Below are 25,525 nucleotides of genomic sequence, written 5' to 3'. Positions count from 1 at the left end.
AAGGAGCTCTAGTCATGACCATCCGCGTCGCCATCAACGGGTACGGCCGCATCGGCCGCAACATCCTGCGTGCCCACTACGAAGCCGGCAAGAAGCACGACATCGAAATCGTCGCCATCAACGATCTGGGCGATCCCAAGACCAACGCGCACCTGACGCGCTACGACACCGCCCACGGCAAGTTCCCCGGCACCGTCGAGGTCGACGGCGACTACATGGTGGTCAACGGCGACAAGATCCGCGTGCTGGCCAACCGCAACCCGGCCGAGCTGCCCTGGGGCGAGCTGAAGGTCGACGTGGTGCTCGAGTGCACCGGCTTCTTCACCTCCAAGGAAAAGGCCAGCGCGCACCTGAAGGGCGGCGCCAAGAAGGTCATCATCTCGGCCCCCGGCGGCAAGGACGTCGACGCCACCATCGTGTACGGCGTCAACCACGGCGTGCTGAAGGCCTCCGACACGGTCATCTCGAACGCCTCGTGCACCACCAACTGCCTGGCCCCGCTGGTCAAGCCGCTGCACGACAAGCTGGGCCTGGAAAGCGGCCTGATGACCACCGTGCACGCCTATACCAACGACCAGGTCCTGACCGACGTCTATCACGAAGACCTGCGCCGCGCCCGTTCGGCCACCATGAGCATGATCCCCACCAAGACCGGCGCGGCTGCCGCGGTCGGCCTGGTGCTGCCCGAACTGAACGGCAAGCTCGACGGCTTCGCCATCCGCGTGCCCACCATCAACGTGTCGATCGTCGACCTGTCGTTCGTGGCCAAGCGCGAGACCACGGTCGAAGAAGTCAACAGCATCCTGAAGGCCGCTTCCGAAGGCGAGCTCAAGGGCATCCTGGACTACAACACCGAGCCCCTGGTGTCGGTCGACTTCAATCACAACCCCGCCTCCAGCACCTACGACTCCACCCTGACCAAGGTGTCGGGCAAGCTGGTCAAGGTGTCGTCCTGGTACGACAACGAATGGGGCTTCTCCAACCGCATGCTCGACACCACCGTCGCGCTGATGTCGGCCAAGTAAGCGGCATGGCCAAGGTCAATACCCTGTCCGCGCTGGCCAAGGCCGGCGCGCTGCACGGCAAGCGGGTGTTCATCCGCGCCGACCTCAACGTGCCGTTCGACGACGCCGGCCAGATCAGCGAAGACACCCGCATCCGCGCCTCGGTGCCCGGCATCCGTCTGGCGCTCGACGGCGGCGCGGCGGTCATGGTCACGTCCCACCTGGGCCGTCCCACCGAGGGCGTGCTGACCGAGGCCGATTCGCTCGACCGCGTGGGCCGGCGCCTGTCGCAGCTGCTGGGCATGCCCGTGCAGCTCGTCAAGGACTGGGTCGACGGCGTCAACGTCGACCCGGGCCAGGTGGTGCTGCTGGAGAACTGCCGCGTCAACCCCGGCGAGAAGAAGAACGACGAGGCGCTGTCGCGCAAGATGGCGGCGCTTTGCGACGTCTACGTCAACGACGCGTTCGGCACGGCGCACCGCGCCGAGGCCACCACGCACGGCATGGCGCGCTTCGCCCCGGTGGCCTGCGCGGGCCCGCTGCTCGAGGCCGAGCTCACGGCCCTGGGCCGCGCGCTGCACGAGCCCAAGCGGCCGCTGGTGGCCATCGTGGGCGGCTCGAAGGTGTCGACCAAGCTGTCGATCCTGCAGTCGCTGGCCGACAAGGTCGACCAGCTGGTGGTGGGCGGCGGCATCGCCAACACCTTCATGCTGGCGGCCGGGCTGTCCATCGGCAAGTCGCTGGCCGAGCCCGACCAGGTCGAAGAGGCCCGAGCCGTGATCGAGATCATGAAAAAGCGCGGCGCCGAGGTGCCCATTCCCACCGACGTGGTGTGCGCCAAGTCGTTCGCGGCCGATGCCGAAGCCACCGTCAAGGTGGCTGACGCGGTGGCCGAGGACGACATGATCCTCGACATTGGCCCGCAGACGGCGCAGCGCCTGGCCGGCATCCTGCAGCAAGCCGGCACCATTGTCTGGAACGGCCCGGTGGGCGTGTTCGAGTTCGACGCCTTCGCGCACGGCACCGAGGTATTGGCACAGGCCATCGCCGCGTCGCCGGCCTTCTCGATCGCCGGCGGCGGCGACACCCTGGCGGCCATCGCCAAGTACGGCATCGCCGACAAGGTGGGCTACATCTCCACCGGCGGCGGGGCGTTCCTGGAATTCCTCGAAGGCAAGTCGCTGCCCGCGGTGGCCATCCTGGAGGAGCGCGCGGACTGAGCGCAGTCCGGTCGTTTCCGGCCGTGGCAAGAAAAACGGGCGCCCTGTGCGCCCGTTTTTCTTGCGTTACGCGTCGTCGCGGCCGGGGCGCCGGCTACTGGCAGCCTTGCTTGCCGCGGCACGGCGCCGTGGCGCGGCCTTGCGAGCGGCGGCCGGCCTGCCCGCCTGCGCTTTCTTCTCGCGCGCCAGCGCGCGCTGCGCCGCCGCGCGGAAGATCTGTTCCATTTCGAGCAGGCACTCGCGCGCCCGCTCGTTGAGCGGTCCGGTGGCTTCCAGCACGTGGCGCATGGTGCCGAACGCATTGCGTATTTCCTCGGCCGAGGCCTGCTCCAGCAGGCGCGGCATGGCGTCCAGCGCGGCCGCACCGTCCAGCCGCATCATCAAGGCCTGATCGCGCGCCACGTTCTTGAATTCCTGCAGCGCCAGGCTGGAATCGGCGTCGGCGCGCATCTTGCGCAGCATGGCGAAGCTGCGTTCGTCGATGCTGCCTTCGGCGCCGGCGACGTACAGCAGCATGCGCATGCCCGCTTCGCGCACGCCGCCCTGGTCCATCAGCGCGCGCAGCTCGCCGGCGCGCTCTTCCATGAAGCGGCGGTGCTCCGGCGATACGCCGGGATGCTTGCGCGGCGCATCGGTCTTGGCGCCGAGGCCGGCCCAGTCCTGCACCAACGGGGAACCATAGACGGTCATGAACAGTTGCTCGCCCGCCGCGTCGCGCAGTTCCTGCCAGATGTCGAGGCTGGCCTCGATCGTGTTGGAAACCATGCGTTCCATGACTGCGAACGGATTGTCCGGCGCGGCCGGCTGGCGATGCTGGCGCACCTGCGCGGCCGCCTGCGCGACCGGGGCGATCCAGGGGTTGCGGTCGGAGATCAGTTCGTAGGGCAGGCGCAGCGGGTGCAGGCGCTGCATCCAGTCGGCGGTCTGCGGCGTGACGGCGGCGCGTACCCAGGGCTGCATGAAGCTGCGGTACAGGCCCAGGTTGATGTCGGAGATGCGCGCCACGGCGGCGAAACGCCGGTCGTCTTCTTCCTTGCGCTCGACGATGGCGCGCACGTCGTCGACTTTGCGGCGCGCGAACGACAGCACATAATCGCCGGGCGCCAGGTCGGCGTTGAGCGTGTCCGGGGTCTTGTCGGCGATCTCGGCCTGGTAGATGCCGGCCGGCAGCACGTCGATCAGGTCGATGTTGGCGGTGAATTCCTGGTGCTCTTTGCGCGCCACGCTGCCGGACACGAAAATGCCCAGGTGGCCGATGCTTTCGTGCACGGCGTAGACGATGGTCTGGTCGTGCGCCACGACTTCGGCGTCGTCCTGGTACAGGTCGGGGATCCAGCCCAGCGCCTGGGGCGGCGGGGTGATGTTGTCGCCCTTGGAACAGAACACGATGATGGGCGAACGGATGTTGCGCAGGTCGATGCGGATGCCGTCGGAAGTGACCAGCCCGGCGGTGGCCAGACGGTTGCCGATGAACAGGTTGTCGACGATGTACTGGATCTCCGGGCCGTTCAGGTAGACGTGTCCGCCCCACCATTTTTCGAAGCCCAGGTAGCGGGAGGCTTCGGTGTCGACTTTGGAGTACAGGTTGTATTGCTTGCTCCAGAGCGTGTTGGCGGGATTCAGGTTTTCGAAGTTCTGCACCAGCCAGGCGCCGTCGAATTTGCCGTCGCCGAGGTCGCTGGCCAGGGCGGTGAGCCAGCTGCCGCCGGTCAGGCCGCCGCTGTAGCGCATCGGGTTCTTGCCGCGCCAGCCGGCCCAGTAGGACAGGGGCGCGCCGGCGACGATGATGGGGCCGAACAGTTCGGGCCGCATCGCGGCCGTCATCATGATCTGCCAGCCGGCCTGGCAGTTGCCCACGACGACGGGCTTGCCTTCGGATTCGGGATGCCGGGCGATGATTTCCTCGAGGAAGCGGGCCTCGGCGCGCATCACGTCCTCGACTGTCTGGGTGGCGGTGGGCTGCGGCAGGAAGGAGGCGAAGTAGCAGGGATGGCCGGCACGCACGGCCACGCCGATTTCGCTTTCCGGCTTGAATCCGCCGATGCCGGGGCCATGGCCGGCGCGGGGGTCGACCACCAGGAAGGGGCGCTTTTGCGGGTCCACTTGGACGTCGGCGGGCGGCAGGATGCGCAGCAACCCGTAGTTGACCGGACGGTCGAATTCGCGGCCGTCCAGGATCAGTTCGGATTTCATGCTGAGCACGTTGGGGGCGCGCTTGGCCATGTGGCTATGGTATTGGTTGCCGCGCTGGCGCATGACGTCGGTGTACAGGACGCTGCGCTGCAGGGTGTCGACGGCGTATTCGTAGGCGGCCAGCCAGGGGTTGGCGGACGAGGCGGGAGGGGCGCTGCGATCGTTGGCGGTTGCGGCCACGGCGATCTCCGTAGAAAGGGGGAAGGTTCTGCCGCGCGTCGTGTACGGGCGGGGGAACAGAACGAAAAACAGGACTCAATTACAGCGCAATCAATGTTGCAATGCAACATCGGGGTGTTTCTGTGGATGGTCTTGAGGGGGCTGTTTGGGGGTATCGGGGGGATTGGGCTGGTGGATGGCCAAGGGTTTGAGTTCTTGGGGCGCCCGCGCCTGCCGGTGAGGCCCGGGCGGCCACGTCGCTCGGCTCGGGCGCGCCACCAGGCGCCCTCGGCCCCCTGCGGGGGCTCCCCTCGCTCCAACTGGCCGCCCGGGCCTCACCGGCAGGCGCGGGCTCGCAATATCTCGGGTTCGGGTCTTGGGTCTTGCGTTGGGGTGGGCAGTGGTGATGACGGCGATGCGGGCCAGGCATTTCCCAGGTGTCAGACACCCCCTGAACCAGTGGCGCAGGTAGGCGGGAGTGCCGCAAGGGGTGTCTGACACCGACGTGCAAGACCCACGTGCAACATCGTCGTCCAACACCAACGCGCAATGCATTACAGCGGACCGCCGCATGCCACCGTTGTGAGTCCTGGGCGGGGCTGGCAGTGCGGGACGGCCAGTTGGAGGGAGGGGAGCCCCCGCAGGGGGCCGAGGGCGCCTGGTGGCGCGCCCGAGCCGAGCGACGTGGCCGGCCCGCACTGCCAGCCCCGCCCAGGACGCCCTACGAGCAAGCCCTTGTCCATAAGAGGAGACAGCGCCAAGAAGACAACAGCCACGCGCCATCCATGGAAGCAACGAGCGACTGAAGCAACTGGGCTAAGGCAGGTGACAGACCGCCTCGAGCCGGTTCCCGGCCGGGTCGGTGACAAAGGCGGCGTAATAGTGCGGATGGTAATCGGGCCGCAGCCCGGGGCCGCCTTCGTCGCGCCCGCCATGGCGCAGGGCGGCCTGGTGGAAGGCATCGACCGCGGCGCGGCTGGGGGCCTTGAAGCACCAGTGCCGGCGCGGCTCGCTGTTGGGCGCGGCCGAGCGCAGCACCGACAGGTAAGTATGGCCGGGCGCCGCCGCGCTGCAGCGCTCCCCGTAGCCCAGGCCGTCGGGGCGGTCGTAGGCCTTGGCGGCGCCCAGGACGGCCATCACGGCATCGTAGAACGGCCGGGCCGCGTCCAGGTCGGGCACAGCGATGGAGACATGGTCGAGCAACTGCACTATGCGCGCGCGTCCTGGTTGAACTGCAGCCAGGTCTGCACCGGCGGGCGTCGCCATTGGGCGTCGGCGTAGGCGCGCAGGGCCTCGGGCAGGTCGTCGCCGGGGCCCGCCAGCCGGCGCAGCATCAGCGCCAGCTCGGTGTCGGCGATGCACCAGGCTTCGAACAGTTGCGACTGCCCTTCCGTGGGCAGCAGGGCCTGGGCCACGCGCACCAGCTTGGCGGCGTCGGCTTGCGCGGCGTTGCCCAGCGGGGCGCCCGCGGCATTATGGAACACCACCTCGGTCGGGCGCTCCTGGCGCAGCGCCGCCAGGTCGCTGCGCAGCCAGGCCTGGATCTGGCGCGCGCGGGCGCGCTGCTGCGGCGCGGCCGGATACAGCGCGGGATAGTCCGGGGCTGGAAAGACATCCTCCAGGTATTCGATGATGGCGCTGGACTCGGTCAGGTGGAAGGCGTCGTGCGCCAGCGCCGGCACCCGACAGGTGGGCGCGCGGCTGGTATATGGCTGCATGCGCTGTTCGCCGGCATGGAGGTCCACCAGCCGCAGCTCGACCGGCAGGCCCTTCTCGGCGAGCGCCACGTAAGCCGCCATGGCATAGGGGCTGAGCAGCTGGGAATCGACGTACAGCGTAAGCGGCGAGGCAAGCGGCGCAGGCAAGGCGGTCTCCGGTGCGGCGTGGGGAGGGGCGGCCGGCGGGCCGGCCGTCGTGCCCTACAGCGTAACGCAATCGGCCTGCCGCCGGCCACCGGGCCGTGGCGCGCGTGTCGCGTTCAGTCGACGATGAACAGGCGGGCGCCCGTCGTGGTGGACGAGCGGTGCGCTTCGGCCTGGTCGGCCACCTGGTAGCTCATGCCGGGCGTCAGCACGAAACGGCGGCCGTCTTCCAGTTCCGTGTGCAGCTCGCCTTCTAGGCAGAACAGGATATGGCCCTTGCTGCACCAGTGGTCGGCCAGGTAGCCGGGCGAGTAATCCACCATGCGCACCCGGATGTCGCCGAACTGCCGCGTGCGCCAGTAGGCGGTGCCGGTCTCGCCGGGATGTTCGGTGCGCTCGATGGTTTGCCAGTCGGTCGTGCCGAACGGGATGTCGTGCATCTTCATGGTTGGATCTCGGTAGGGGCGGGCGGCGCGTCGGCCAGGGCGTCGGGGACCCGCAACAGCAGGTCGGTGGGGCCCATGTCGATGCCGGCCTGGCTGAGCAGGGTGGTGGCCTGCCCGCGATGGTGGGTCTGGTGGTTGAAGAAATGCATGACCACGCTGCCGAACGGGCGGCGCGACGAGACACCGCGCGAGCTGGTGTAGGCCAGTTCGCGGTCCAGGTCGGCCGGCCGGACTTGCGCCGACCAGCCCACGATGGCCTGGTCGAGCAGGCGGCGCAGCGCCGCCAGGCCGGCCAGGTCGGGACGCAGCAGTTGGTCCAGCCCGGCCGGCATGGGCAGGGCGCGCACCGGGTCCAGCGCGGAGTAGTCGGCCGAGTGCTGCGCGAAGCGCTTGAGCCAGAGGATGTCGCCCACCGCGATATGGTTGAGCGTGCCCAGCAGCGAGCCGAAGAAGGCGCCGCGCGGCGCGGCCGCGCCGGCGGCGGGCAGGCTGGCGGCCTGGTAGATGCGCGCGTTCATCCAGGCGTTGTAGTCCGCCAGCAGGCGCAGGTCGGCGACCGTGGGCATGGGTCAGGCCGCCAGCTTCTTTTGCCAGAACATGGCCTGGCCGGCGTCGCCCGCCAGTTCATAGCCCTGGTAGCCGATCTTGCGGTACAGCGCCTTGGCCGGCTCGTTGCCTTGCAGCACTTCCAGCGTGATCTTGCAGCAGCCGCGCCGCGCGGCGCGCTCGTCGAGCGCCGCCAGCAACTGCCGGGCGATGCCCCGGCCGCGGAAGCGCTCGGACACCATCAGGTCGTGCAGGTTCAGCAGCGGCTTGCAGGCGAAGGTGGAAAAGCCCTCGAAGTAGATCGCCAGCCCGGCCGGGACGCCGTCCTGCAGCGCCACCAGCGCGCCCGCGGCGGGGCGGCGCGCCAGTTCGGCCGCCAGGTTGGCGCGCGCGTAGTCGGACAGCGGCTGGCCGCCGCCCATGGGGCCGCGGGCGTATTCGTCGAGCAGCGCCACGACCATGTCGCCGTGGGCGGGATTGGTGAAATCGGCGTCGATGATGTCCAGCACGATGGGGTTCCGTTCCTGGCGCCGGTGGCGGCGCGTATTGACCGAGGATTGAATGAGGGCGGTTGCTATTATGACGCGCTGAGCGGGTTTCGCCATCGCCGCGGGTAAACTGCCCGCACCCTCATCGCACCATTGCCGTCCATGAATCGCCCCTCCACTTCCGCGCCGCACCTGGCCCTGCCGGCCGGCGCCGGCCTGGGCGGCCTGAAGGCCTGTGTGCCCGTGATGATCGGGTATTTTCCCGTCGCGGTCACATTCGGCATTGCCGGGCTGGCCACCGGCCTGTCGCCCATGCAAGTGGTGCTGATCTCGGCGCTGGTGTATGCCGGCGCCAGCCAGTTCCTGCTGCTGGCCTCGATCAAGGCCGGCACGCCGTGGCTGTGGGTGGTGGCGCTGTGCTCGCTGCTGAATGCCCGCCACTTGCTGTACGGCCCGCTGCTGGCGCGCTTCCTGCCCGAGCGGCTGCGCGCCCGCCTGAAGATCGCCTTCCTGCTGACCGACGAAGTGTTCGCCACCGCGCTCAACCGCATCGAGCATGTCGCCCCGGCGCACCGCAACCGCTGGATGACGCTGCTGGGCGTGGGCGCCTGGCTGACCTGGATCGCCGGCACGGCGGTGGGGGTATATGCGGGCGACGGGCTGGAGCGCCATTTCCCGATGCTGTCGCAGGTCATGCGCTTTGCGCTGCCGGCGCTGTTCCTGGCCCTGGTGTGCCAGAGCGCCAGCCGCGCGCTGCGCTGGCCGATCGTGGCGGCGCTGGCGGTCGGCGCCGCCTTTGCCGCGGCCGGCCACGCCACGCTGGCCATCCTGGCGGGGGCGGTGGCCGGCTGCGTCTGCCACCGTCCGCGGAGCGCGCCATGAGCGGCGCCGGGCTGGATTTCTGGGCCGCGGTCATCGCCATGGCCGTCATCACCTACCTGACGCGCGCCTTGCCGTTCCTGCTGTCGGCGCGCAGCCGGCTGCAGCGGCGGCTGGCCGAGGGGTCGTCGCTGGCGGCGCTGGGGCCGGCGCTGCTGGCCGGCATCGCCGCGGCGGTCATCGTGCCGGATCTGATGGCGCTGCGCGGGGCGGCCGAGGTGGCGCCCTATGCCGGTGGGCTGCTCGCCACCGCCCTGGCCGCGCGCCGGCTGGGCAACACGGGGGCGGCGGTGATCGTCGGGGTGGCGGTATATGGAGTATTGATGGCGGCGGCCGGCTAGGCCGGCCGCGGGCGTTCAGCCGGCGATGGTCACGCCCAGCCAGAACAGCCCGGCCGCCAGCAGCATGGACGCCGGCAGGGTCAGGACCCAGGCCAGCAGGATGGTGCGGACGGTGCCGTGGTGCAGGCCGCTCTTGTTGGCGATCATGGTGCCGGCCACTCCGGACGACAGCACATGGGTGGTCGAGACCGGCAGACTGAACACATTGGCCATGCCGATCGCCGCCACCGCCGTGAGCTGGGCCGCCATGCCCTGGGCGTAGGTCATGCCCTGCTTGCCGATCTTCTCGCCCACGGTCAGCACCACGCGGCGCCAGCCGACCATGGTGCCGATGCCCAGCGCCAGGGCCACCGCCACGATCACCCACAGCGGCGCGTATTCGGTGGTGGCGGTCAGGTCGGCGCGCAGCCGGTGCAGGTCGGCGCGGTCGCGGTCCTGCAGGCCGTCCAGGTTGGCCACCTTCTTGGCGGTGTCGTCCAGGCACAGCAGATAGCGGCGGATGTCCACCCGCTTGGCGGCCGGCAGCTCGGCGTAGTGCGTGACGCCGCGCAGGTCTTCCAGCAGGGCGTCGATGGTGGCCAGCGTCAGTTGCGGATGGCAGCGGAACTGCTCGGGCAGGTCGGTGGTGCCGTTGCGGCCCTTCGACAGGGCCAGGTAGTCGCCCAGGGCGGCCTCGTTGCGATGGTAGAACGCCGCCAGGTGGGTGGCGGCGTCGCGGGTGCGGTCGATCTGGTAGGTGGTGCTGTTCTCGTTGAGCACGAACTGCGCGGGCACGATGCCGATCAGCACCAGCATGATCAGCCCGATGCCTTTCTGGCCGTCGTTGGAGCCGTGCACGAAGCTCACGCCCATGGCCGACAGCACCAGCACCAGGCGGTTCCAGAAGGGCGGGTGCTTTTTCGAGTCGAGTTCGCGGCGCTGTTCGGGCGTCTTGTGCATCTTCGACACCGGCCACCAGTGCTTGAACAGCAGCAGCAGGCAGCCGGCGGCCAGGCAGCCGGCGGCGGGCGAGATCACCAGCGACAGGCCGATGTCGATCGCCTTGTTCCAGTTGACCCCGTCGGCCACCGAGAGTTCGGTCAGCAGCGCATTGGCCAGGCCCACCCCGAGGATGGAGCCGATCAGGGTGTGCGAGCTGGAGGCCGGGATGCCGAAGTACCAGGTGCCCAGGTTCCAGGCGATGGCCGCCGTCAGCATGGCGAACACCATGGCCAGGCCCTGGCCGGTATCGACGTTGATCAGCAACTCGACCGGCAGCAGGTGCACGATGGCGTAGGCCACCCCCACGCCGCCCAGCAGCACGCCGAGGAAATTGAATATGCCGGACAGCACGACCGCCAGGTGGGGCGGCATCGCCTTGGTGTAGATGACGGTGGCGACCGCATTGGCGGTGTCGTGGAAGCCGTTGATGAATTCGAACGCCAGGACGAACGTCAGCGCCAGGACCAGGCTGACGCCGATCCAGAAATCCAGGCCGGAGAAGAGATGAAACATGGGAAGGGGGAAGGGGATGGGGGCGGTGGGCAGGCAATAGGCTCGATTATTGCAGATTTGTGACGCCCGCCGGGCTGGCCGGGCCGGCACGGGACAGGCGCCGCCGCGTGCGATAGCATCGGGGTTTTTCCCGCCTGCTCACCGCCATGTCCGTTTCCGCACAATCCGTTGTCCGCCGCCATCCCGACGAACTGGTCGTCGGCCTGGTGTCCATTTCCGACCGCGCTTCGTCCGGCGTCTACCAGGACCAGGGCCTGCCGGCCCTGCGTGAGTGGCTGGGCACGGCGCTGGCCTCGCCATGGCAGGCGGTCGAGCGGCTGGTGCCCGACGAGGCGCCGTCCATTTCCGCCGCGCTGGTCGAACTGGTCGACGCCTGCCGCTGCGACCTGGTGCTGACCACCGGCGGCACCGGCCCGGCGCGGCGCGACGTCACGCCCGAAGCGACGCTGGCGGTCGCCACCAAGGAAATGCCCGGTTTCGGCGAGCAGATGCGCCAAGTGAGCCTGAAGTTCGTGCCCACGGCCATCCTGTCGCGCCAAGTCGCCGTCATTCGCGAGACCGCCGACCACGCAGCGCTCATCATCAACCTGCCCGGCCAGCCCAAGGCCATCCGGGAAACGCTCGAAGGCCTGCGCGACGAGGCCGGCGCGGTGAGCGTGGCCGGCGTGTTCGCCGCCGTGCCGTACTGCATCGACCTGATCGGCGGCCCCTATGCGGAAACGCACGAGGCCGTGGTCAAGGCGTTCCGGCCGAAGTCTGCACTGCGCAAGCCGGCAGCCTGATGGCGCGCTGCGTTATAGTTGGCCGGCCTGGTTTTTTCTGGATGAATCGTTCATGAATCTGCGTGCTCTTGCGCCGCTGGCGCTGGCCGGCGTGCTGGCCGGCTGCGCCAGCGTAAAAGACATTCGCGACCGCGATCCGGTGTTCTTCGGTTCCACCGCGCGTCCCGCCGAGCAATACACCGAATGCGTGGCCACCGCCTGGAAGGGCATCGGCACGGAGTCCGAGCGGCAGCCCATCCACAACGGCTACGAGCTCGTGGTGCAAGGCTCGATGGGCGTCGAGGCCGTGCTGAGCGCCACCACCTGGCAGGGCAAGACCGACGTGCGCCTGTCCACCCGCATCCAGCGCCGCAGCACGTCGCTCTCCGAGGCCGCCAACCTGTGCCTGTAGGCCGCATCCGCAAGCCGGCGGGCGCAGGCCCGATAGTGCGCCTGGCGGCCCGCGTGGTGCTGGCCGCGGTGACGGCGTGCGGCGCCCTGGCGGCCCATGCGCAGGGCTACATCAGCCGCAAGCTCGACGTGCCGGTGCCGGGCGGCGTGGCCGTGGTGGGGCTGGGCGCGGGCGAGCAGGCGCCGCAGGCCAGCTACGGCGGCCGCCGCGTCATGGTGATCCGCGACAGCGACGCGCAGTGGATCGCCGTGGTCGGCATCCCGCTGGGCACCGAGCCCGGCCGCCAGACGCTGCAGGTGCAGGGCGGCGCGCCGGTGGCATTCCAGGTGCGCCCCAAGGAATACGCCGCGCAGCACATCAAGCTGAAGAACCGCCGGCAGGTCACGCCCAACCCCGACGACCTCAAGCGCATCGAGCGCGAACTGGACGAGCAGCTCGCCGCCTATCGCACCTTCCGCGCCGGCATCATTCCCAGCAACGTCATGCTCGACCGACCGGTGGACGGGCGGCTGTCGAGCCCGTTCGGGCTGCGGCGCTTTTTCAACGGGCAGGAACGCAACCCGCATTCCGGGCTGGACTTCGCCGTGCCGGCCGGCACCCCGATCAAGGCGCCGGCCGCCGGCCGCGTGGTGCTGGTGGGCAATTACTTCTTCAACGGCAACACGGTGTTCGTCGACCACGGGCAGGGCTTCATCAGCATGTTCTGCCATTTGTCGGCGATCGACGTGAAAGTGGGCGACGAGGTCGCGCGCGGCGCCGTGGTGGGCAAGGTCGGCGCCACCGGCCGCGCGACCGGGCCGCACCTGCACTGGAATGTCAGCCTGAATGATGCGCGGGTGGATCCCGCGATCTTCATCGGGGCCGCGACTGGCCCGTGAGCGCGCCGCCCGGGCGGCCGGCGCGTGCCGCCGGCAGGCCGGGCGTCAGCCGTTGGCGGCGGATGCCGCCAGGCGCTGCTGGCGCCGTTCGGCGTATTGCAGTTCGTGGGTGGCTGCCTGGTGCAGGCGAAGCTGCTCGTCCAGGCAATTGTCGTACTTGATGCAAGCCTGCGCATAGCTCAGGCCGGTGGCCCGCAGGCTCTGGATGAAGGCGGGACGCGACTGGCGCAGCAGGCGCAGGCCTTCCTCGCCCTGTGCGACGATGCGGCGTGCCCGGGCCACGCGTTCGGCGGCGGCCTGCGGCGATTCGACGGTGTCCATGACAGGCATGGCGCGCCATGCGCGGCAGCGACGTGGCGCGGGCCTCAGCGGCGCCGCTGCGGTGGACGCGCGGTGCTGGGGGCGCGCTCGTCCTTGTGGCGGAAGTTGATGCGGCCCTTGGTCAGGTCGTAGGGCGACATTTCCAGGGTGACGCGGTCGCCCGCCAGGATGCGGATGCGGTGCTTGCGGATGCGGCCCGACGCATAGGCGCCGACTTCGATGCCGTTGTCCAGGGTGACGCGGTAGCGGCTGTCGGGCAGCACTTCGTCGACGATGCCGTCCAGTTCGATCAATTCTTCTTTGGCCATGTATTACTCTCCTTGGTCGATGCGCCCGTGCGCCGGCAGGCCGGCGCACGCGCCGCCCGGAGGCGGCATGCGCGGGACCCAAGCGGACTTGGGCCAGCGGTGGAACGTGAACGTCCCGGCTGGTACGGGTACGGGCCGTGGCGGTCTGGGGCAGACGCTGGGCGGGTACTCACGCCGCTGGGGCGGTGTGCGCGCGGGGCGCGGCTTGGTCGCGTTGGCGAGCCTGGGGCGCGCCAACGGAAGAAGCGGGTTGGAACCGGGCCGTGAGGTTTCCGCCCCTTGCGCTCCCTTGCCTTGCAGGGCCGGCGCTTCCCGCCTGGAACGACAGGCCGCGGCAGCCTGGAAGGCGGCGGGGCCGGACGGAGCGGGTATGGGGACGGATCTGGAGCAAGGGGTGCTTTATGAGGCTAGGCCATTCACGGAACAACTAGACATAATACTCCTGTCACACGCATTTGGCCAGGGTTTTCCCGTGGTCGGCGGCGGGCGCGTGGTGTTTTTGCCTGCCGGTGGCGGCCGGTGTCGATTCCGCCGTCGCCCATTCGTCGTGTAGACAGGAAGCCGGATCCGGCCTTCCCGGACACCAAGGAGAGACGACATGCGTGTAATGGTTCTAGTCAAGGCAACCCCGGACAGCGAGGCGGGCCTGCTGCCCTCCAGCGAATTGCTGGAAGCCATGGGCAAATTCAACGAGCAGCTGGCGGCGGCCGGCATCATCAAGGCGGGCGACGGGCTCAAGCCTTCGTCGTACGGCAAGCGGGTGGCGTTCGACGGCGCGCGCCGCACCGTCATCGACGGCCCCTTTGCGGAAACCCGCGAGCTGGTGGCCGGATTCTGGGTATGGGAAGTCAAGGGCCTGGCCGAGGCGGTCGAATGGGTCAAGCGCTGCCCCAACCCGATGCCCGGACCGAGCGAGATCGAGATCAGGCCGTTCTATGAAATGGCGGATTTCGAGGCGGCGCTGACACCGGAGATCACGGCGCAGTTCGATCGCTTGCGCGAAAAGCTGGAGGGGCAGTAAGACGGGCAGGAAGCGGCCTCCCCCGGGGGAGGCCGGCTGCGGCGCCGGACGGCGGGCGGCCTGGATCAGTCGGCGAGGCCGGGCCCGCCTTCCGGGTACTGAGGCAGGTCGTCGGTGATGTCGTACCAGGGCGCCTTGCTGGCCACGTGCACGTGGCAGGCCGGCTTGATGCCCGGGTTGTCGTCCAGCGCGCCCAGCGGCAGGCCGTAGACCTCGGGCGTCTGGTCGAAGCGCGACAGCAGCGGCGTGCCGCAGGCGCCGCAGAAGCCCCGGTAATTGCCCGGCGACGAGCTGTACCAGGTGACGTGGTTGGCGCCGCGGGTCCAGGCGAAGTCCTTGGACCGCACCGTCGCCCGGGTACGGAAGGCCGCGCCATGGGCCTTGCGGCACATGACGCAATGGCAATTCACGGCCTGCGTCAACGGGCCGGTTATCTCATAGGCTACGCGGCCACACAGGCAGGAACCTTTCAGCATCTCGCGCTCCTGTAAAACCCGAATATATACCGGCGCGCGCCCGCGCCGCTTCATGACCGTTTGATTGCAGGATATGCGTCCCCCGCCCGCCATGGCGCCCGGCATGGCGGCGCCGGTCATCACCCTGTCACCCCCTGTCCACAGAATGCCCTCCATGGTTCGACAAGGGGATCCCACATGACCTATGCGATCGAGGTGCGCGGCCTCAGCAAGTCCTTCCGCGCCGGCAGCAAGGCGCTCGACGAGGTGAGCCTGGCGGTGGCGCCGGGCGAGATGGTGGCTTTGCTGGGCGCCTCGGGCTCCGGCAAATCCACGCTGTTGCGCCACTTGGCCGGCTTCGTCGCCGCCGATCCCGGCAGCAGCAGCGTCACGGTCAACGGCCAGGAAATCCAGCGCGATGGCCGCATCAGCCCGCGCGTGCGCGCGGCGCGCGCCGGCATCGGCTTCGTGTTCCAGCAGTTCAACCTGGTGGGCCGCCTGCCGGTGATCACCAACGTGCTGACCGGCATGCTGCCGCGCGTGCCGCTGTGGCGCAGCCTGCTGCGCTACTTCCGCCGCGCCGAAGTGCAGGTCGGCCTCGACGCCTTGGCCCAGGTTGGTATAGACGACTACGCGTTTCAGCGCGCCTCGACGCTGTCGGGCGGCCAGCAGCAGCGCGCCGCGATCGCGCGCACGCTGGTGCAGAACGCGCGGGTGATCCTGGCCGACGAGCCCATCGCCTCGCTCGATCCCGAGTCCTCGCGGCGCGTGATGGACACGCTGGCGCACATCAACCGCAGCCGCCAGGTGGCGGTGGTGGTGTCGCTGCACCAGGTCGACGTGGCGCTGCGCTATTGCGCGCGCGTGGTGGCCCTGCGCCATGGCCGCGTGGTGTACGACGGCCCGTCCGCGGCGCTGACCGAAGCCATGCTGCGCGACCTGTGCGGCGCCGACGTCGCCGAGCTGCTGCCGCCGGACGCCGCGGCGCCCGTATCCCAGCCTCCCCTGATCACGCCGCGGCCGCTGGCCGCCGCGGCCTGAGACCTTCAAGCCCTGTTACCCGACGGAATCCCGACTCATGCTACGCAGAACCTTTTGTGCCCTGGTCGCCGCCGCGGCGCTGTCGTCCCCCGCTTTCGCGCAGGACGGCAAGCCGTTGAATTTCGGCATTATCTCCACTGAATCGTCCACCAATCTGAAACAGGCCTGGCAGCCGCTGATCGACGACCTGAGCAAGGCGGTGGGCGTGCCCATCAAGCCGTTCTTCGCCTCCGACTACGCCGGCATCATCGAGGGCATGCGCTTCAACAAGGTGCAGCTCGGCTGGTTCGGCAACAAGTCCGCCATGGAAGCGGTGGACCGCGCCAACGGGGAAGTGTTCGCGTCGGTGATCGACAAGGACGGCAACCCGGGCTACTGGTCGGTGCTGCTGGTCAACAAGGACAGCAATCTGCAGACCCTGGACGACGTGCTGAAGAACGGCAAGCAGCTCAGCTACGGCGCGGGCGATCCCAACTCGACTTCGGGCACGCTGGTGCCGGGCTACTTCCTGTGGGGCGCCCACAAGATCGACCCCAAGACCTTCTTCAAGACGGTGCGCGCCGCCAACCACGAGACCAACCTGCTGTCGGTCATCAACAAGCAGGTGGACGTGGCCATCAACAATACCGAGATGCTGGAGCGGTATCGCGTGAATACCGGCAAGGACGCTACCGAGTCGGTGCGCGTGCTGTGGAAGTCGCCGCTGATCCCGGCCGACCCGATGGTCGTGCGCAGCGACGTGCCGGCCGACATCAAGAAGCGCATCCAGGAATTCTTCGTCAACTATGGCAAGGGAGCCGACGCCGAGCGCGAGCAGAAGATCCTGGCCGGGCTGACCTACAAGGGCTTCCGCGCCTCGAGCAACGCGCAGCTCGTGCCGATCCGCCAGATGGAGCTGGCCAAGCAGAAGATCCACGTCGAGACCGACACCACGCTGAGCGCGGCCGACAAGAAGGCCAAGCTGGCCGAGCTGGACCGCAAGCTGGACGAGCTCGACAAGCTGGCCGCCAAGCCGCAATAAACCGCCGCGCCGGCCCCGGCGGCGGGGCCGGCGCCTTCCTTTGCCCAAGCACGGATTCCCCTTCATGAGCGCTGCTCTTTCTCCTGCCCGTCATCCCGCCGCGGCGCGATCGTCCCTGCCGGGCCTGCTGGTCTGGGCGGTGGTCCTGGCGCTGCTGATGCTGTCCTGGCGCGGCGCCGATATGCGTCCGCTGGACTTGCTGAGCGAGTCCGGCAACATGGCCGCTTATGCGGCCGACTTCTTCCCGCCCAATTTCCGCGACTGGCGCATGTACATGAGCGAAATGCTCGTGACGGTGCAGATCGCCATCTGGGGCACGTTCCTGGCCATCGTGGTGGCGGTGCCGTGCGGCCTGCTGTGCTCGGCCAATATCGTGCCGCCCTGGGTCTACCAGCCGATGCGGCGCCTGATGGACGCGTGCCGCGCCATCAACGAAATGGTCTTCGCCATGCTGTTCATCGTGGCGGTGGGCCTGGGCCCCTTCGCCGGCGTGCTGGCCTTGTGGGTGCACACCACCGGCGTACTGGCCAAGCTGTTCGCCGAGGCGGTCGAGGCCATCGACCCGCGCCCGGTCGAAGGGGTGCGCGCCACCGGCGCCAATGCGGTCGAAGAGGTGGTGTACGGGGTGATTCCGCAGGTATTGCCGCTGTGGATCTCGTTCTCGCTGTACCGGTTCGAATCCAATGTGCGTTCGGCGTCCGTGGTCGGCATCGTCGGCGCGGGCGGCATCGGCACGGTACTGTGGGAAATCATCCGCAGCTTCCAGTACGCCGAGACCTGCGCCGTGATGATCATCGTGGTCGCGTTCGTGGTGGTGATCGACCTGCTTTCGGCGCGGATCCGGAAGACGCTGATCTAGAGTCGGCGGCGGCGCGGCTGACGCGCCGCTCCAGGCCGACGTGACCAGGTGTCAGACACCCTTTCGGATGTCTGACACCTCATGACTTCATGACGGACCGCGCTGCCCACGCCGCGGCAACGGCCCTGGGGCTTCCCAGGCTATGCCGCCGGCCGCTCGTGGCCAGGTGTCAGACACCCTTTCGGGTGTCTGACACCTCATGACTTCATGACGGACCGAGCTGTCCACGCCGCGGCAACGGCCCTGGGGCTTCCAGGCTATGCCGCCGCCGCTCGTGGCCAGGTGTCAGACACCCTTTCGGGTGTCTGACACCTCATGACTGCATGACGGACTGCGCTGCCCGCGCCGTGCAGCGGCTCCGGGGCTTGCCCGGCTACGCCGCCAGCCGCTCGCGCACCAGCGCCAGCAGCCGGCCGGCGGCTTCCGCGGGCGCGCCGTCATTGGACAGCCGGATCACCGCGCAATCGGCCGGCGCCTCGACCGCGCGGCCGGCGCGGCGCAGGCGCTCGGCGATTTGTTCGCGCGTCTCGCGGCCGCGCTGCGCCAGGCGCTGCGCCAGCACTTGCGGGTCCGCCACCACTTCGACGGCGGCGAGGTCCGGATAGCGGGCCCAGGCCTGCGCCAGGTGGGCGCGCGAGCCATTGACCACCACCACGGCGCCGCCGGCCAGCCAGCTGTCGATCTCGATGCCGATGCCATAGCGCAGGCCATGGCTGTCCCAGTGCAGCGAGAAACAGCCCAGCGCCACGCGGCGGGCGAATTCGGCCGCGCTGAGGCTGACCGAGGCTTCGTCCGCGCCGCTGGGGCGGGTGATGTAGCGGTGCGCGACCAGTACCGGCTCGTCCGGGCGCAGGGTCGCGCGCAGGCCGCGCAGCAGGGTGTCCTTGCCGCTGCCCGAGGCGCCCATCAGGTACACCAGGCGGCTGCCGCGCAAGAGCGCGGCCGGCGCGGCCGGGCCGGTGGCGAGCGCCTGCTTCATGGCGTGCGGTCCTCCAGGAAGCGCGCGCCCGCGCCGTCGCGCGTGGCCCCGTCGAAATCGTAGTGGCGCGCCACCACGAAGTCGGCGCCCGGCTCGGGTTCCACATAGACGCTGAGCGCGCGCACCGGCATTGGGGCTTGCAGCGCGGGCCCGCCGAGCGCCTCGATCTGCGCATCGGCGGCGGCCAGCTCGGCGGCGTCGAGCTGGCCGGTCAGGGTGATGTGGAAGGTGAAGGTCTCGAATACGTAGGGATAGCCCCAGCGCTCCAGCATCGCGCGCTGGGCCGGGCTCAATGATTGCGGCCGGCGGCGCGCCAGCTCGGCGGGCGAGGGTGGGGCGCGCAGCGTGTCCAGCTCGGCCACCGCCGCGGCGGCCAGGGCGTTCATGCGGCCGCGCGCGCGCTCGTCGTCGATGCACCAGGCCAGGAAGCCGCGCAGCCGTTCGCGCCGCAGCGGAATGCCGAACGCCTGGCGACCGCCGGCGAGCGCGCGCATGGCCCGGTCCAGCTCGGCCGGGCGCGTGCCGTCGCGCAGCCGGAATGGCGGTTTCAAGGTGGCATGCAGGCCGTAGCGGCGCGGCGCCAGGGTCCAGGCCGCCTGGCGCGGATCGGCGCCGGCGGGCGGCGCCAGCGAGGCGCCGGTTTCCTCGCAGCGGCCCAGCCAGCGCCGGCCGAGATCGCGCCACGGTCCGACCGGCGCAAGGTAGACGGCATAGCGGTGCGCTTGCGGCATGGCGGCGCCCCGGTCAGGCGGCGATGCGCTGCGCGTGCGCGGCCTCGAAGCTGCGCGTGGCATGGCGCAGCACGCCGCCGACGATGGCGGCGCAGACGCGCGGCAGGCCCGGCAGGCTGTCGTCGACCACGATGGCGTCGGCCGCCTGGCCCGCCGCCAGCGTGCCGCGGTCGGCCAGGCCGGCGGCGCGCGCCGGGTTGGCCGACACCAGCCGCCAGGCCTGCGGCAGCGGCAGGATGCCCTGGTCGGCCAGGCGCAGCGCGGCGGCCAGCGGCGCGGGATAGTAGTAGTCGGAGGTCAGGATGTCGCATAGCCCGGCGCGCACCATTTCGGCGGCGTTGGGGGCATTGGTGTGGCTGCGGCCGCGCACCACGTTGGGCGCGCCGAACACGATGGCGTCGCCCAGGTCGCGCGCCACGCGGGCCGCCTCGGCGGTAAGCGGGAACTCGGCCACCCGGCAACCCAACTGATGGTAATAGCGGCGCGTGGCCGCATCGGGATCGTCGTGCGAGGCGACGCTCAGGCCGGCTTCGCGCGCGCTGCGGGCCAGTTCGCGCATGGCGTCGCCCACGTCGTCGGCGGCCGCCATGGCTTGCCGGATGCGCGCCTGGAAGGTGTCCAGGTCGCATTCGGCGCGGTCGGCGTATTGCAGCAGCTTGCGGTCGTCGCCCAGGCGGCGGGCCATGCCGGGCAAGTGGTCGTTCAGGGCCAGGAATTGCACGCGGCCGGCCCGTATCCACTGCTGCGCGATGCCCACGCCGTCGACGTGATGCGTCTCGAAGCGCAGGTGCACGTGGTGCCGCGCGCCCAGCGCCTCGCGCATGCGTTCCAGGCATTCGAACATGCGCTCGGCGTAAGGCTCGCCGCGCAACCCGCCTTCCCAGGACAGCGTGACGCCGTGGAATTCGGTAGTAATGCCGTTGGCCAGCAGCTGGCGGTCGACGTCGTGCAGGGCAGCGTCGTACGGAAAGGTCACGCCGGGGCGGGGCATGACGGCGCGTTCGAAAGCGTCGCCGTGCAGGTCGACGATGCCGGGCAGCACCAGCAGGTCGCCGGCATCCAGCCAGGCGCCGCCGGCGGCGGGAGCCGTGCCGGGATCGCCGATGCGGCCGTCGCGAAAAACCAGGTGGCTGCCGCCCAGGCCGGCGGGCGTCAACACGCGATTGCCGGAGATGCCGGCCAGTGCGGGGGAGGGGGAGTCGGGGTTCATGCGGGCAATTTATCGAGGTTCTATGACAGCCGGATGTCTAGATGAATATAGGCGGACGGGCGCGGGCCCGTGCGCGTTCAGGCGGCCTCGTCGGACACCATCAACTGGACCCAGTCGCCTACAAAGCGCGTCACGCTGTATTGCAGGGGCGCGCCGTCGCCGTCGACGTTGAGCGACTCCACTTGCAGGATGGGGCGGGTCTTGGGCTGGCCCAGCAGGCGCGCGACTTCGGGCGTGGGCATGGCCGCCGTGATGCGCGACCATTTGCGCGTGTAGTCCGACACGCCATAGTGGGCGTAAGCGCGCGAAATGGAGCGCAGCTTGCGCAGGATGTCGGCGAAATCCGGGAAGCGCCTTTCGTCCAGGTAGTGTTCCGAGACATCGATGCAGCGGTTCTCGGCCTTGCCCAGCGACTGCACGCGCAGCAGCGGCGCGGTGCGGGCCAGGCCCAGGTGGCGCGCGGCCTCGGCGGCGCGCACGCTCTGGCTGCCCATTACCTCGATGTAGCCCAGCATGCCCTGGCTGCGCAGGTTCTCGGAAAAGCGCGTGCGCCGCCCGATGGCGTAGTCGATGGCGTGTTCCTGCACGAAAGTGCCGCGGCCCTGCTCGATGCGCACCAGGCCGCTTTGCTCGAGTTCGCCCATGGCGCGCCGGATGGTGTGGCGGTTGACCGAGAACTTGGCCGCCAGCTCGGGCTCGGGCGGCAGGCGTTCGCCGGGCGCGTAGAGCTTGTTGCGGATCTCGTCCGCCAGCAGTTCACCGATTTGTCGCCATACCGCGACACCGGAGCCTCGTTCGACCATGGTGATAATCCGTTCCGTAATGGCAGCTTCATGCTGGACGGCCATGATTGTGCATCAGTCGCGCGCCTTCGTGGGGCGCTGTGACAGCTTGCCACGGTGTCATCAAAAATTCACGCGCCGATGGTGTACTGGCCGCCATTCCTTTCGTATCATAGCGCATCTAGTCGTCTAGACGTTTAGAGGAAGCCAACGAATGCAAGCGACTCCGACACTCTCCGCCGACACGGCGGCTCGCGCTGCCTGGATGCGGGTCCTGGCGCTGGCCGAGCCGGCCGCGCTGGAGCGGGCCGTGCAAGGCCTGGGGCCCCTGCCGGCGCACCGCACGCTGCGGGCGGCCGAAAACGGCATGGCCATGGTGCGCGCCCGCAGCGGCGGCACCGGCGCACAGTTCAACCTGGGCGAAATGAGCGTGACCCGCTGCGCCGTCACGCTGGACGGCGGCGTCATGGGCGTGAGCTACGTGCCCGGGCGCGGACGCCGCCATGCCGAGCAGGCGGCGCTGCTGGACGCGCTGCTGCAGCGCGACGACTGGCGCGCCAGGGTGCAAGCCGAGGTCATCGAGCCGCTTTCGCGCGACCTGGCCGAGCGCGCCGAGCAGCGCTCGCGCGTGGCGGCCCGGACGCAAGTGGAATTCTTCACCATGGTGCGAGGCGAGGACTGACATGCAAACCTTATCGAGCGCCGTCGAGGCCGCGCCGCTGCCCGGCTTCCAGGATGCCGTGGCGCAGTCCCAGGCAACCTTCCGCGCCGCCCTGCATGCGCTGGCGCATCCCGGCGATATCCAGGAGATCGCCGCCGAATGCGGCGTGCCGCCCGGCCTGTCGCCCGCCATGACGGCCATGCTGCTGGCCCTGGCCGACGTCGACACGCCCGTCTGGCTGCCGGCCGGCGTGGACGAGGCAGTGCGGCGCTTCCTGCGCTTTCATTGCGGCTGCCCGCTGGTCGACGAACCGGCGCAGGCCCGCTTCGTCGTGGCGCCCGCCGGCGCGGCGGCGCCCGACCTGGCGCATTGCCATCCGGGCGAGCCGGCCTATCCCGATTTGTCGGCCACCGTGCTGCTGGAAGTGGAATCGCTCGCGGCGGGCGCGGCCGTGACGCTTGCCGGCCCCGGCATCGCGACCCGGCGCACGCTGCGCGCGGCCGGCCTGCCGGCCGGCTTCTGGGCGCAGTGGCGCGCCAATCATCAGCTGTTTCCGCTGGGCGTGGACGTGTTCCTAATCCAGGGCAACCGGCTGTGCGGGCTGCCCCGCACGGTCATCGTGGAGGACTGACATGTACGTCGCTGTCAAAGGGGGCGAGCGCGCCATCCTGAATTCCTACCGCATGCTGGACGCCTACCGGCGCGGCGATACCGGCGTGCCCGAGCTGACGCTGGCGCAGATCCGCCAGCAGATGCCGCTGGCGGTGTCGCGCGTCATGGCCGAAGGCGCGCTGTACGATCCGCAACTGGCCGCGCTGGCCATCAAGCAGGCCGCCGGCGATGTGATCGAGGCGGTGTTCCTGCTGCGCGCCTATCGCACCACGCTGCCGCGCTTCGGCTATACGCAGCCGGTCGACACGGCGCGCATGCGCCTGGCGCGCCGTATTTCTTCCACTTTCAAGGATGTGCCGGGCGGCCAGATACTCGGCCCCACCTACGACTACACGCAGCGGCTGCTGGATTTCTCGCTGGAAGAAGAGGGCGCGGCCGCCGAGCCGCTGGCGCCGGCCGACCAGCCCTTGCCCGCGTCCATGCCGCGCGTCACCGACTTGCTGCAGCACGACGACCTGATCGACCAGGAGCCGGTGCCGCCGGGCGATCCGGCGCCGTTCGACCTGACGCGCCAGCCGCTTGCCTTTCCCGCCGGGCGCGATGCGCGCCTGCAGAACCTGGCGCGCGCCGACGAGGGCTTTCTGCTGTCGATGGGCTATTCCACGCAGCGCGGCTACGGCAATACCCACCCGTTCGCCGCGGAGATCCGCTATGGCACGCTCGAGGTGGAGATGTTCATCGAAGAACTGGGCTTCGCCGTTACCGTGGGCGAGATCGAGCTGACCGAATGCCAGATGGTCAGTCAGTTCGCCGGCAATGCCCACGAGCCGCCGAAGTTCACGCGCGGCTACGGGCTGACCTTCGGCTATGGCGAGCGCAAGGCCATGTCGATGGCGCTGGTCGACCGCGCGCTCAAGGCCGCGGAGCTGGGCGAGGCCGCCGATTCGCCCGCCAATGACCACGAGTTCGTGCTGTATCACAGCGACAACGTCGAGGCCTCCGGCTTCGTGCAGCACTTGAAACTGCCGCATTACGTGGACTTCCAGGCCAACCTGGAACTGCTGCGCCGCCTGCGCCAGGAACAGGCCGCCGCCGCGCCGCCCGCGCCCTCCGCCGCCGCGCCCGCCGCGGCCCCCGCCACCCTCGCCGACGAGGCCCTGTCGTCATGAATTCCGCTACACAGACGGTCGCGCGCGACGACCACTACAACTTCGCGTACCTGGACGAGTCCACCAAGCGCATGCTGCGCCGGGCGCTGCTCAAGGCGGTCGCCATCCCCGGCTACCAGGTGCCGTTCGGCAGCCGCGAAATGCCGCTGCCCTACGGCTGGGGCACCGGCGGCATCCAGGTCACGGCGGCCATCATCGGGCCGGCCGACGTGCTCAAAGTGATCGACCAGGGTTCCGACGACACCACCAACGCCATCAACATCCGCCGTTTCTTCGGCCGCGTCACCGGCGTGCGCACCACCGAGTCCACCCGCGCGGCCACCATCGTGCAGACCCGCCACCGCATTCCCGAGACGCCGCTGTGCGAAGGGCAGATCATGGTGTACCAGGTGCCGATTCCCGAGCCGCTGCGCTGGCTGGAGCCGAGCGAGACGGAGACCCGCACCATGCATGCGCTGGCCGAGTACGGCAGCATGCACGTCAAGCTGTACGAGGACATCGCGCAGCACGGCCACATCGCCACCACTTACGACTACCCGGTCATCGTCAACGGCCGCTACATGATGCGGCCATCGCCGATCCCCAAGTTCGACAATCCGAAGCTGGACCGCAGCCCGGCGCTGATGCTGTTCGGCGCCGGCCGCGAGAAGCGCGTGTATGCGGTGCCGCCGTATACGCGCGTCAAGAGCCTGGACTTCGACGACCACCCGTTCCGCGTCGAGCAGTGGGACCAGTGCTGCGACCTGTGCGGCTCGCGCGAAAGCTACCTCGACGAGATCATCCTGGATGACCAGGGCACGCGGCGTTTCGTCTGCTCGGATACCGAGTACTGCGCCGACCGCCGCGCCCAGGGCCACCTCGGCGCCGCCGCGCCGGCCGCTCCGGAGGCCGCAGCATGAACAGCCAACCCCTGCTTTCCGTGCGCGACATGACCTGCACCTGGGACGGCGTGCACGGCTGCCGCGACATCAGCTTCGACCTGCACCCCGGCGAAGTGCTGTGCGTGGTGGGCGAGTCCGGCTCGGGCAAGAGCACGCTGCTGCAGGCAGTGTCGTGGCAGGCCCGGCCCGAGTCCGGCAGTGTCTGGTACGACACCCGCGACCGCGGCTTCGTCGACCTGGCGTCGCTGTCGGCCGCGCACCTGCGCGTGCTGGCTCGGACCGACTGGGGCTTCGTGCGGCAGAATGCGCGCGATGGCCTGCGCATGCAGGTCAGCGCCGGCGCCAATATCGCCGAGCGCCTGATGGCCGTGGGCGGGCGCCACTACGGCGAATTGCGGCGCGTGGCCGGCAGCTGGCTGCACAAGATGGAGATCGACGCCGGCCGCCTGGACGATGCTCCGGCGGCGTTCTCCGGCGGCATGCAGCAGCGCCTGCAGATCGCCCGCAACCTGGTCACGCACCCGCGCATGGTGTTCATGGACGAGCCCACGGCGTCGCTGGACGTCTCGGTGCAGGCTCGCCTGCTCGACCTGCTGCGCCAACTGGTGGCCGACCTGAAGCTGGCGGCCATCGTCGTCACCCACGACCTGGCCGTGGCGCGGCTGCTGGCCCACCGCACGCTGGTGATGCGGGGCGGCCGCGTGGTCGAAAGCGGCCTGACCGACCAGATCCTCGACGACCCCCAGCATCCCTACACCCAGTTGCTGGTGTCCTCCATTTTGCAGAGTTGA

At 69.5% G+C, this 25,525-nt stretch carries 30 protein-coding genes; 16 read left to right on the top strand and 14 right to left on the bottom strand.

The window, feature by feature from the left end:
* The first annotated feature begins 14 nt into the window (after nt 1-14).
* Together gap and CAL24_RS17130 are read left to right on the top strand one after the other, a co-directional pair.
* The gene (gene gap / locus CAL24_RS17135; RefSeq protein WP_028353110.1) at nt 15-1,025 is read left to right on the top strand and encodes a type I glyceraldehyde-3-phosphate dehydrogenase; all 1,011 of its coding nucleotides are present in this window, start codon (nt 15-17) and stop codon (nt 1,023-1,025) included.
* Between the two features lie 5 nt (nt 1,026-1,030).
* On the top strand, nt 1,031-2,224 hold the full coding sequence (locus tag CAL24_RS17130; protein ID WP_094807353.1) for a phosphoglycerate kinase: 1,194 nt from the start codon (nt 1,031-1,033) through the stop codon (nt 2,222-2,224).
* A 66-nt stretch (nt 2,225-2,290) separates the two neighbouring features.
* Here CAL24_RS17130 and CAL24_RS17125 read toward each other — a convergent pair whose 3' ends face one another.
* The 6 genes from CAL24_RS17125 to CAL24_RS17100 all read right to left on the bottom strand — a co-directional run bounded on the left by CAL24_RS17125 (nt 2,291) and on the right by CAL24_RS17100 (nt 7,939).
* A complete protein-coding gene (locus tag CAL24_RS17125; protein WP_094807352.1) occupies nt 2,291-4,597 on the bottom strand; it encodes a DUF3141 domain-containing protein in 2,307 nt (768 codons plus the stop codon).
* 795 nt (nt 4,598-5,392) lie between these two features.
* The gene (locus tag CAL24_RS17120; RefSeq protein WP_028353118.1) at nt 5,393-5,785 is read right to left on the bottom strand and encodes a VOC family protein; all 393 of its coding nucleotides are present in this window, start codon (nt 5,783-5,785) and stop codon (nt 5,393-5,395) included.
* Complete coding sequence (gene yfcF, locus CAL24_RS17115; protein WP_094807351.1) at nt 5,785-6,441, bottom strand: glutathione transferase; 657 nt, start codon at nt 6,439-6,441, stop codon at nt 5,785-5,787. The genes CAL24_RS17120 and yfcF overlap by 1 nt, the downstream gene beginning before the upstream one ends.
* 113 nt (nt 6,442-6,554) lie before the next feature.
* The gene (locus CAL24_RS17110; protein ID WP_028353120.1) at nt 6,555-6,884 is read right to left on the bottom strand and encodes a DHCW motif cupin fold protein; all 330 of its coding nucleotides are present in this window, start codon (nt 6,882-6,884) and stop codon (nt 6,555-6,557) included.
* On the bottom strand, nt 6,881-7,450 hold the full coding sequence (locus CAL24_RS17105) for a DinB family protein (RefSeq protein WP_094807350.1): 570 nt from the start codon (nt 7,448-7,450) through the stop codon (nt 6,881-6,883). Before CAL24_RS17105 ends, CAL24_RS17110 begins: the two co-directional genes overlap by 4 nt.
* Before the next feature lie 3 nt (nt 7,451-7,453).
* Nucleotides 7,454-7,939 (bottom strand): GNAT family N-acetyltransferase, encoded by a 486-nt coding sequence (locus tag CAL24_RS17100; protein WP_094807349.1) that lies wholly within the window; start codon nt 7,937-7,939, stop codon nt 7,454-7,456.
* A gap of 141 nt (nt 7,940-8,080) precedes the next feature.
* On the opposite strand from CAL24_RS17100, the gene CAL24_RS17095 reads away from it, so the two are divergent.
* On the top strand, nt 8,081-8,800 hold the full coding sequence (locus tag CAL24_RS17095) for an AzlC family ABC transporter permease (protein WP_038853028.1): 720 nt from the start codon (nt 8,081-8,083) through the stop codon (nt 8,798-8,800).
* Entirely contained in the window at nt 8,797-9,138 is a 342-nt protein-coding gene (locus CAL24_RS17090) for an AzlD domain-containing protein (protein ID WP_094807348.1), read from the top strand. Before CAL24_RS17095 ends, CAL24_RS17090 begins: the two co-directional genes overlap by 4 nt.
* 15 nt (nt 9,139-9,153) lie before the next feature.
* Here the strand turns inward: CAL24_RS17090 and CAL24_RS17085 are convergent, their stop codons facing one another.
* Entirely contained in the window at nt 9,154-10,632 is a 1,479-nt protein-coding gene (locus CAL24_RS17085) for an inorganic phosphate transporter (RefSeq protein WP_094807347.1), read from the bottom strand.
* A 146-nt stretch (nt 10,633-10,778) separates the two neighbouring features.
* Here CAL24_RS17085 and mog point away from each other — a divergent pair, with 146 nt between their 5' ends.
* From mog to CAL24_RS17070, 3 genes are read left to right on the top strand one after another with little or no spacing between them, the layout of a single operon-like run.
* Nucleotides 10,779-11,414, top strand: coding sequence for a molybdopterin adenylyltransferase (mog, locus tag CAL24_RS17080; RefSeq protein ID WP_170947116.1), 636 nt, complete (start codon nt 10,779-10,781; stop codon nt 11,412-11,414).
* A gap of 52 nt (nt 11,415-11,466) precedes the next feature.
* A complete protein-coding gene (locus CAL24_RS17075; RefSeq protein WP_028353127.1) occupies nt 11,467-11,805 on the top strand; it encodes a hypothetical protein in 339 nt (112 codons plus the stop codon).
* Nucleotides 11,806-11,840: 35 nt separating this feature from the next.
* A complete protein-coding gene (locus CAL24_RS17070) occupies nt 11,841-12,683 on the top strand; it encodes a M23 family metallopeptidase (protein WP_081760344.1) in 843 nt (280 codons plus the stop codon).
* A 45-nt stretch (nt 12,684-12,728) separates the two neighbouring features.
* Here CAL24_RS17070 and CAL24_RS17065 read toward each other — a convergent pair whose 3' ends face one another.
* Nucleotides 12,729-13,004 carry a hypothetical protein gene (locus CAL24_RS17065; protein ID WP_249278583.1) on the bottom strand — a complete coding sequence of 92 codons (276 nt, stop codon included), beginning with the start codon at nt 13,002-13,004 and terminating at the stop codon, nt 12,729-12,731.
* A 44-nt stretch (nt 13,005-13,048) separates the two neighbouring features.
* Nucleotides 13,049-13,312: a translation initiation factor IF-1 gene (gene infA, locus CAL24_RS17060; RefSeq protein WP_028353130.1), complete on the bottom strand. Its 264-nt coding sequence runs from the start codon at nt 13,310-13,312 to the stop codon at nt 13,049-13,051.
* Between the two features lie 598 nt (nt 13,313-13,910).
* Here infA and CAL24_RS17055 point away from each other — a divergent pair.
* On the top strand, nt 13,911-14,333 hold the full coding sequence (locus CAL24_RS17055; RefSeq protein WP_094807344.1) for a YciI family protein: 423 nt from the start codon (nt 13,911-13,913) through the stop codon (nt 14,331-14,333).
* 65 nt (nt 14,334-14,398) lie between these two features.
* On the opposite strand, the gene CAL24_RS17050 is transcribed toward CAL24_RS17055, so the two are convergent.
* Entirely contained in the window at nt 14,399-14,809 is a 411-nt protein-coding gene (locus CAL24_RS17050; RefSeq protein ID WP_028353308.1) for a GFA family protein, read from the bottom strand.
* Between the two features lie 177 nt (nt 14,810-14,986).
* Between CAL24_RS17050 and phnC the strand changes: the two genes are divergently transcribed.
* From phnC to phnE, 3 genes are all read left to right on the top strand, one after another.
* A complete protein-coding gene (phnC, locus tag CAL24_RS17045; protein ID WP_094807343.1) occupies nt 14,987-15,829 on the top strand; it encodes a phosphonate ABC transporter ATP-binding protein in 843 nt (280 codons plus the stop codon).
* 37 nt (nt 15,830-15,866) lie between these two features.
* Complete coding sequence (phnD, locus tag CAL24_RS17040; protein ID WP_028353133.1) at nt 15,867-16,850, top strand: phosphonate ABC transporter substrate-binding protein; 984 nt, start codon at nt 15,867-15,869, stop codon at nt 16,848-16,850.
* A 64-nt stretch (nt 16,851-16,914) separates the two neighbouring features.
* A complete protein-coding gene (phnE, locus tag CAL24_RS17035; protein WP_028353134.1) occupies nt 16,915-17,709 on the top strand; it encodes a phosphonate ABC transporter, permease protein PhnE in 795 nt (264 codons plus the stop codon).
* Nucleotides 17,710-18,082: 373 nt separating this feature from the next.
* On the opposite strand, the gene phnN is transcribed toward phnE, so the two are convergent.
* The 4 genes from phnN to phnF all read right to left on the bottom strand — a co-directional run bounded on the left by phnN (nt 18,083) and on the right by phnF (nt 21,432).
* Nucleotides 18,083-18,688: a phosphonate metabolism protein/1,5-bisphosphokinase (PRPP-forming) PhnN gene (gene phnN, locus CAL24_RS17030; RefSeq protein WP_051439291.1), complete on the bottom strand. Its 606-nt coding sequence runs from the start codon at nt 18,686-18,688 to the stop codon at nt 18,083-18,085.
* Entirely contained in the window at nt 18,685-19,419 is a 735-nt protein-coding gene (locus CAL24_RS17025; protein ID WP_094807342.1) for a DUF1045 domain-containing protein, read from the bottom strand. The genes phnN and CAL24_RS17025 overlap by 4 nt, the downstream gene beginning before the upstream one ends.
* A 13-nt stretch (nt 19,420-19,432) precedes the next feature.
* On the bottom strand, nt 19,433-20,629 hold the full coding sequence (locus CAL24_RS17020; protein WP_094807341.1) for an alpha-D-ribose 1-methylphosphonate 5-triphosphate diphosphatase: 1,197 nt from the start codon (nt 20,627-20,629) through the stop codon (nt 19,433-19,435).
* A gap of 77 nt (nt 20,630-20,706) precedes the next feature.
* The gene (phnF, locus tag CAL24_RS17015; protein ID WP_028353138.1) at nt 20,707-21,432 is read right to left on the bottom strand and encodes a phosphonate metabolism transcriptional regulator PhnF; all 726 of its coding nucleotides are present in this window, start codon (nt 21,430-21,432) and stop codon (nt 20,707-20,709) included.
* A 193-nt stretch (nt 21,433-21,625) separates the two neighbouring features.
* On the opposite strand from phnF, the gene phnG reads away from it, so the two are divergent.
* Genes phnG through phnK form a run of 5 tightly spaced genes read left to right on the top strand, consistent with a single transcriptional unit; the run spans nt 21,626 to nt 25,525 of the window.
* Nucleotides 21,626-22,093 carry a phosphonate C-P lyase system protein PhnG gene (gene phnG, locus CAL24_RS17010; RefSeq protein WP_094807340.1) on the top strand — a complete coding sequence of 156 codons (468 nt, stop codon included), beginning with the start codon at nt 21,626-21,628 and terminating at the stop codon, nt 22,091-22,093.
* Nucleotide 22,094: 1 nt separating this feature from the next.
* Nucleotides 22,095-22,703, top strand: coding sequence for a phosphonate C-P lyase system protein PhnH (gene phnH / locus CAL24_RS17005; protein WP_094807339.1), 609 nt, complete (start codon nt 22,095-22,097; stop codon nt 22,701-22,703).
* Nucleotide 22,704: 1 nt separating this feature from the next.
* Nucleotides 22,705-23,853, top strand: a complete 1,149-nt coding sequence (locus CAL24_RS17000) for a carbon-phosphorus lyase complex subunit PhnI (protein ID WP_028353141.1) — start codon at nt 22,705-22,707, stop codon at nt 23,851-23,853.
* Nucleotides 23,850-24,752 carry an alpha-D-ribose 1-methylphosphonate 5-phosphate C-P-lyase PhnJ gene (locus tag CAL24_RS16995; protein WP_094807338.1) on the top strand — a complete coding sequence of 301 codons (903 nt, stop codon included), beginning with the start codon at nt 23,850-23,852 and terminating at the stop codon, nt 24,750-24,752. The genes CAL24_RS17000 and CAL24_RS16995 overlap by 4 nt, the downstream gene beginning before the upstream one ends.
* Nucleotides 24,749-25,525: a phosphonate C-P lyase system protein PhnK gene (gene phnK / locus CAL24_RS16990; RefSeq protein ID WP_028353143.1), complete on the top strand. Its 777-nt coding sequence runs from the start codon at nt 24,749-24,751 to the stop codon at nt 25,523-25,525. Before CAL24_RS16995 ends, phnK begins: the two co-directional genes overlap by 4 nt.

It is taken from the genome of Bordetella genomosp. 2 (assembly GCF_002261345.1).
Lineage (GTDB): Bacteria > Pseudomonadota > Gammaproteobacteria > Burkholderiales > Burkholderiaceae_B > Bordetella_A.
Note: the sequence above shows the minus strand (reverse complement) of the source record. Positions and strands in the feature narration are given on the sequence as shown.

What these genes read in the sequence shown, in the direction of transcription:
- gap (WP_028353110.1), top strand. Translation starts at nt 15, where the DNA reads ATGACCATCCGCGTCGCCATCAACGGGTACGGCCGCATCGGCCGCAAC.
- CAL24_RS17130 (WP_094807353.1), top strand. Translation starts at nt 1,031, where the DNA reads ATGGCCAAGGTCAATACCCTGTCCGCGCTGGCCAAGGCCGGCGCGCTG.
- CAL24_RS17110 (WP_028353120.1), bottom strand. Translation starts at nt 6,884, where the DNA reads ATGAAGATGCACGACATCCCGTTCGGCACGACCGACTGGCAAACCATC.
- CAL24_RS17105 (WP_094807350.1), bottom strand. Translation starts at nt 7,450, where the DNA reads ATGCCCACGGTCGCCGACCTGCGCCTGCTGGCGGACTACAACGCCTGG.
- CAL24_RS17095 (WP_038853028.1), top strand. Translation starts at nt 8,081, where the DNA reads ATGAATCGCCCCTCCACTTCCGCGCCGCACCTGGCCCTGCCGGCCGGC.
- CAL24_RS17090 (WP_094807348.1), top strand. Translation starts at nt 8,797, where the DNA reads ATGAGCGGCGCCGGGCTGGATTTCTGGGCCGCGGTCATCGCCATGGCC.
- CAL24_RS17085 (WP_094807347.1), bottom strand. Translation starts at nt 10,632, where the DNA reads ATGTTTCATCTCTTCTCCGGCCTGGATTTCTGGATCGGCGTCAGCCTG.
- mog (WP_170947116.1), top strand. Translation starts at nt 10,779, where the DNA reads ATGTCCGTTTCCGCACAATCCGTTGTCCGCCGCCATCCCGACGAACTG.
- CAL24_RS17075 (WP_028353127.1), top strand. Translation starts at nt 11,467, where the DNA reads ATGAATCTGCGTGCTCTTGCGCCGCTGGCGCTGGCCGGCGTGCTGGCC.
- CAL24_RS17065 (WP_249278583.1), bottom strand. Translation starts at nt 13,004, where the DNA reads ATGGACACCGTCGAATCGCCGCAGGCCGCCGCCGAACGCGTGGCCCGG.
- infA (WP_028353130.1), bottom strand. Translation starts at nt 13,312, where the DNA reads ATGGCCAAAGAAGAATTGATCGAACTGGACGGCATCGTCGACGAAGTG.
- CAL24_RS17055 (WP_094807344.1), top strand. Translation starts at nt 13,911, where the DNA reads ATGCGTGTAATGGTTCTAGTCAAGGCAACCCCGGACAGCGAGGCGGGC.
- CAL24_RS17050 (WP_028353308.1), bottom strand. Translation starts at nt 14,809, where the DNA reads ATGCTGAAAGGTTCCTGCCTGTGTGGCCGCGTAGCCTATGAGATAACC.
- phnC (WP_094807343.1), top strand. Translation starts at nt 14,987, where the DNA reads ATGACCTATGCGATCGAGGTGCGCGGCCTCAGCAAGTCCTTCCGCGCC.
- phnD (WP_028353133.1), top strand. Translation starts at nt 15,867, where the DNA reads ATGCTACGCAGAACCTTTTGTGCCCTGGTCGCCGCCGCGGCGCTGTCG.
- phnE (WP_028353134.1), top strand. Translation starts at nt 16,915, where the DNA reads ATGAGCGCTGCTCTTTCTCCTGCCCGTCATCCCGCCGCGGCGCGATCG.
- phnN (WP_051439291.1), bottom strand. Translation starts at nt 18,688, where the DNA reads ATGAAGCAGGCGCTCGCCACCGGCCCGGCCGCGCCGGCCGCGCTCTTG.
- CAL24_RS17025 (WP_094807342.1), bottom strand. Translation starts at nt 19,419, where the DNA reads ATGCCGCAAGCGCACCGCTATGCCGTCTACCTTGCGCCGGTCGGACCG.
- CAL24_RS17020 (WP_094807341.1), bottom strand. Translation starts at nt 20,629, where the DNA reads ATGAACCCCGACTCCCCCTCCCCCGCACTGGCCGGCATCTCCGGCAAT.
- phnF (WP_028353138.1), bottom strand. Translation starts at nt 21,432, where the DNA reads ATGGTCGAACGAGGCTCCGGTGTCGCGGTATGGCGACAAATCGGTGAA.
- phnG (WP_094807340.1), top strand. Translation starts at nt 21,626, where the DNA reads ATGCAAGCGACTCCGACACTCTCCGCCGACACGGCGGCTCGCGCTGCC.
- phnH (WP_094807339.1), top strand. Translation starts at nt 22,095, where the DNA reads ATGCAAACCTTATCGAGCGCCGTCGAGGCCGCGCCGCTGCCCGGCTTC.
- CAL24_RS17000 (WP_028353141.1), top strand. Translation starts at nt 22,705, where the DNA reads ATGTACGTCGCTGTCAAAGGGGGCGAGCGCGCCATCCTGAATTCCTAC.
- CAL24_RS16995 (WP_094807338.1), top strand. Translation starts at nt 23,850, where the DNA reads ATGAATTCCGCTACACAGACGGTCGCGCGCGACGACCACTACAACTTC.
- phnK (WP_028353143.1), top strand. Translation starts at nt 24,749, where the DNA reads ATGAACAGCCAACCCCTGCTTTCCGTGCGCGACATGACCTGCACCTGG.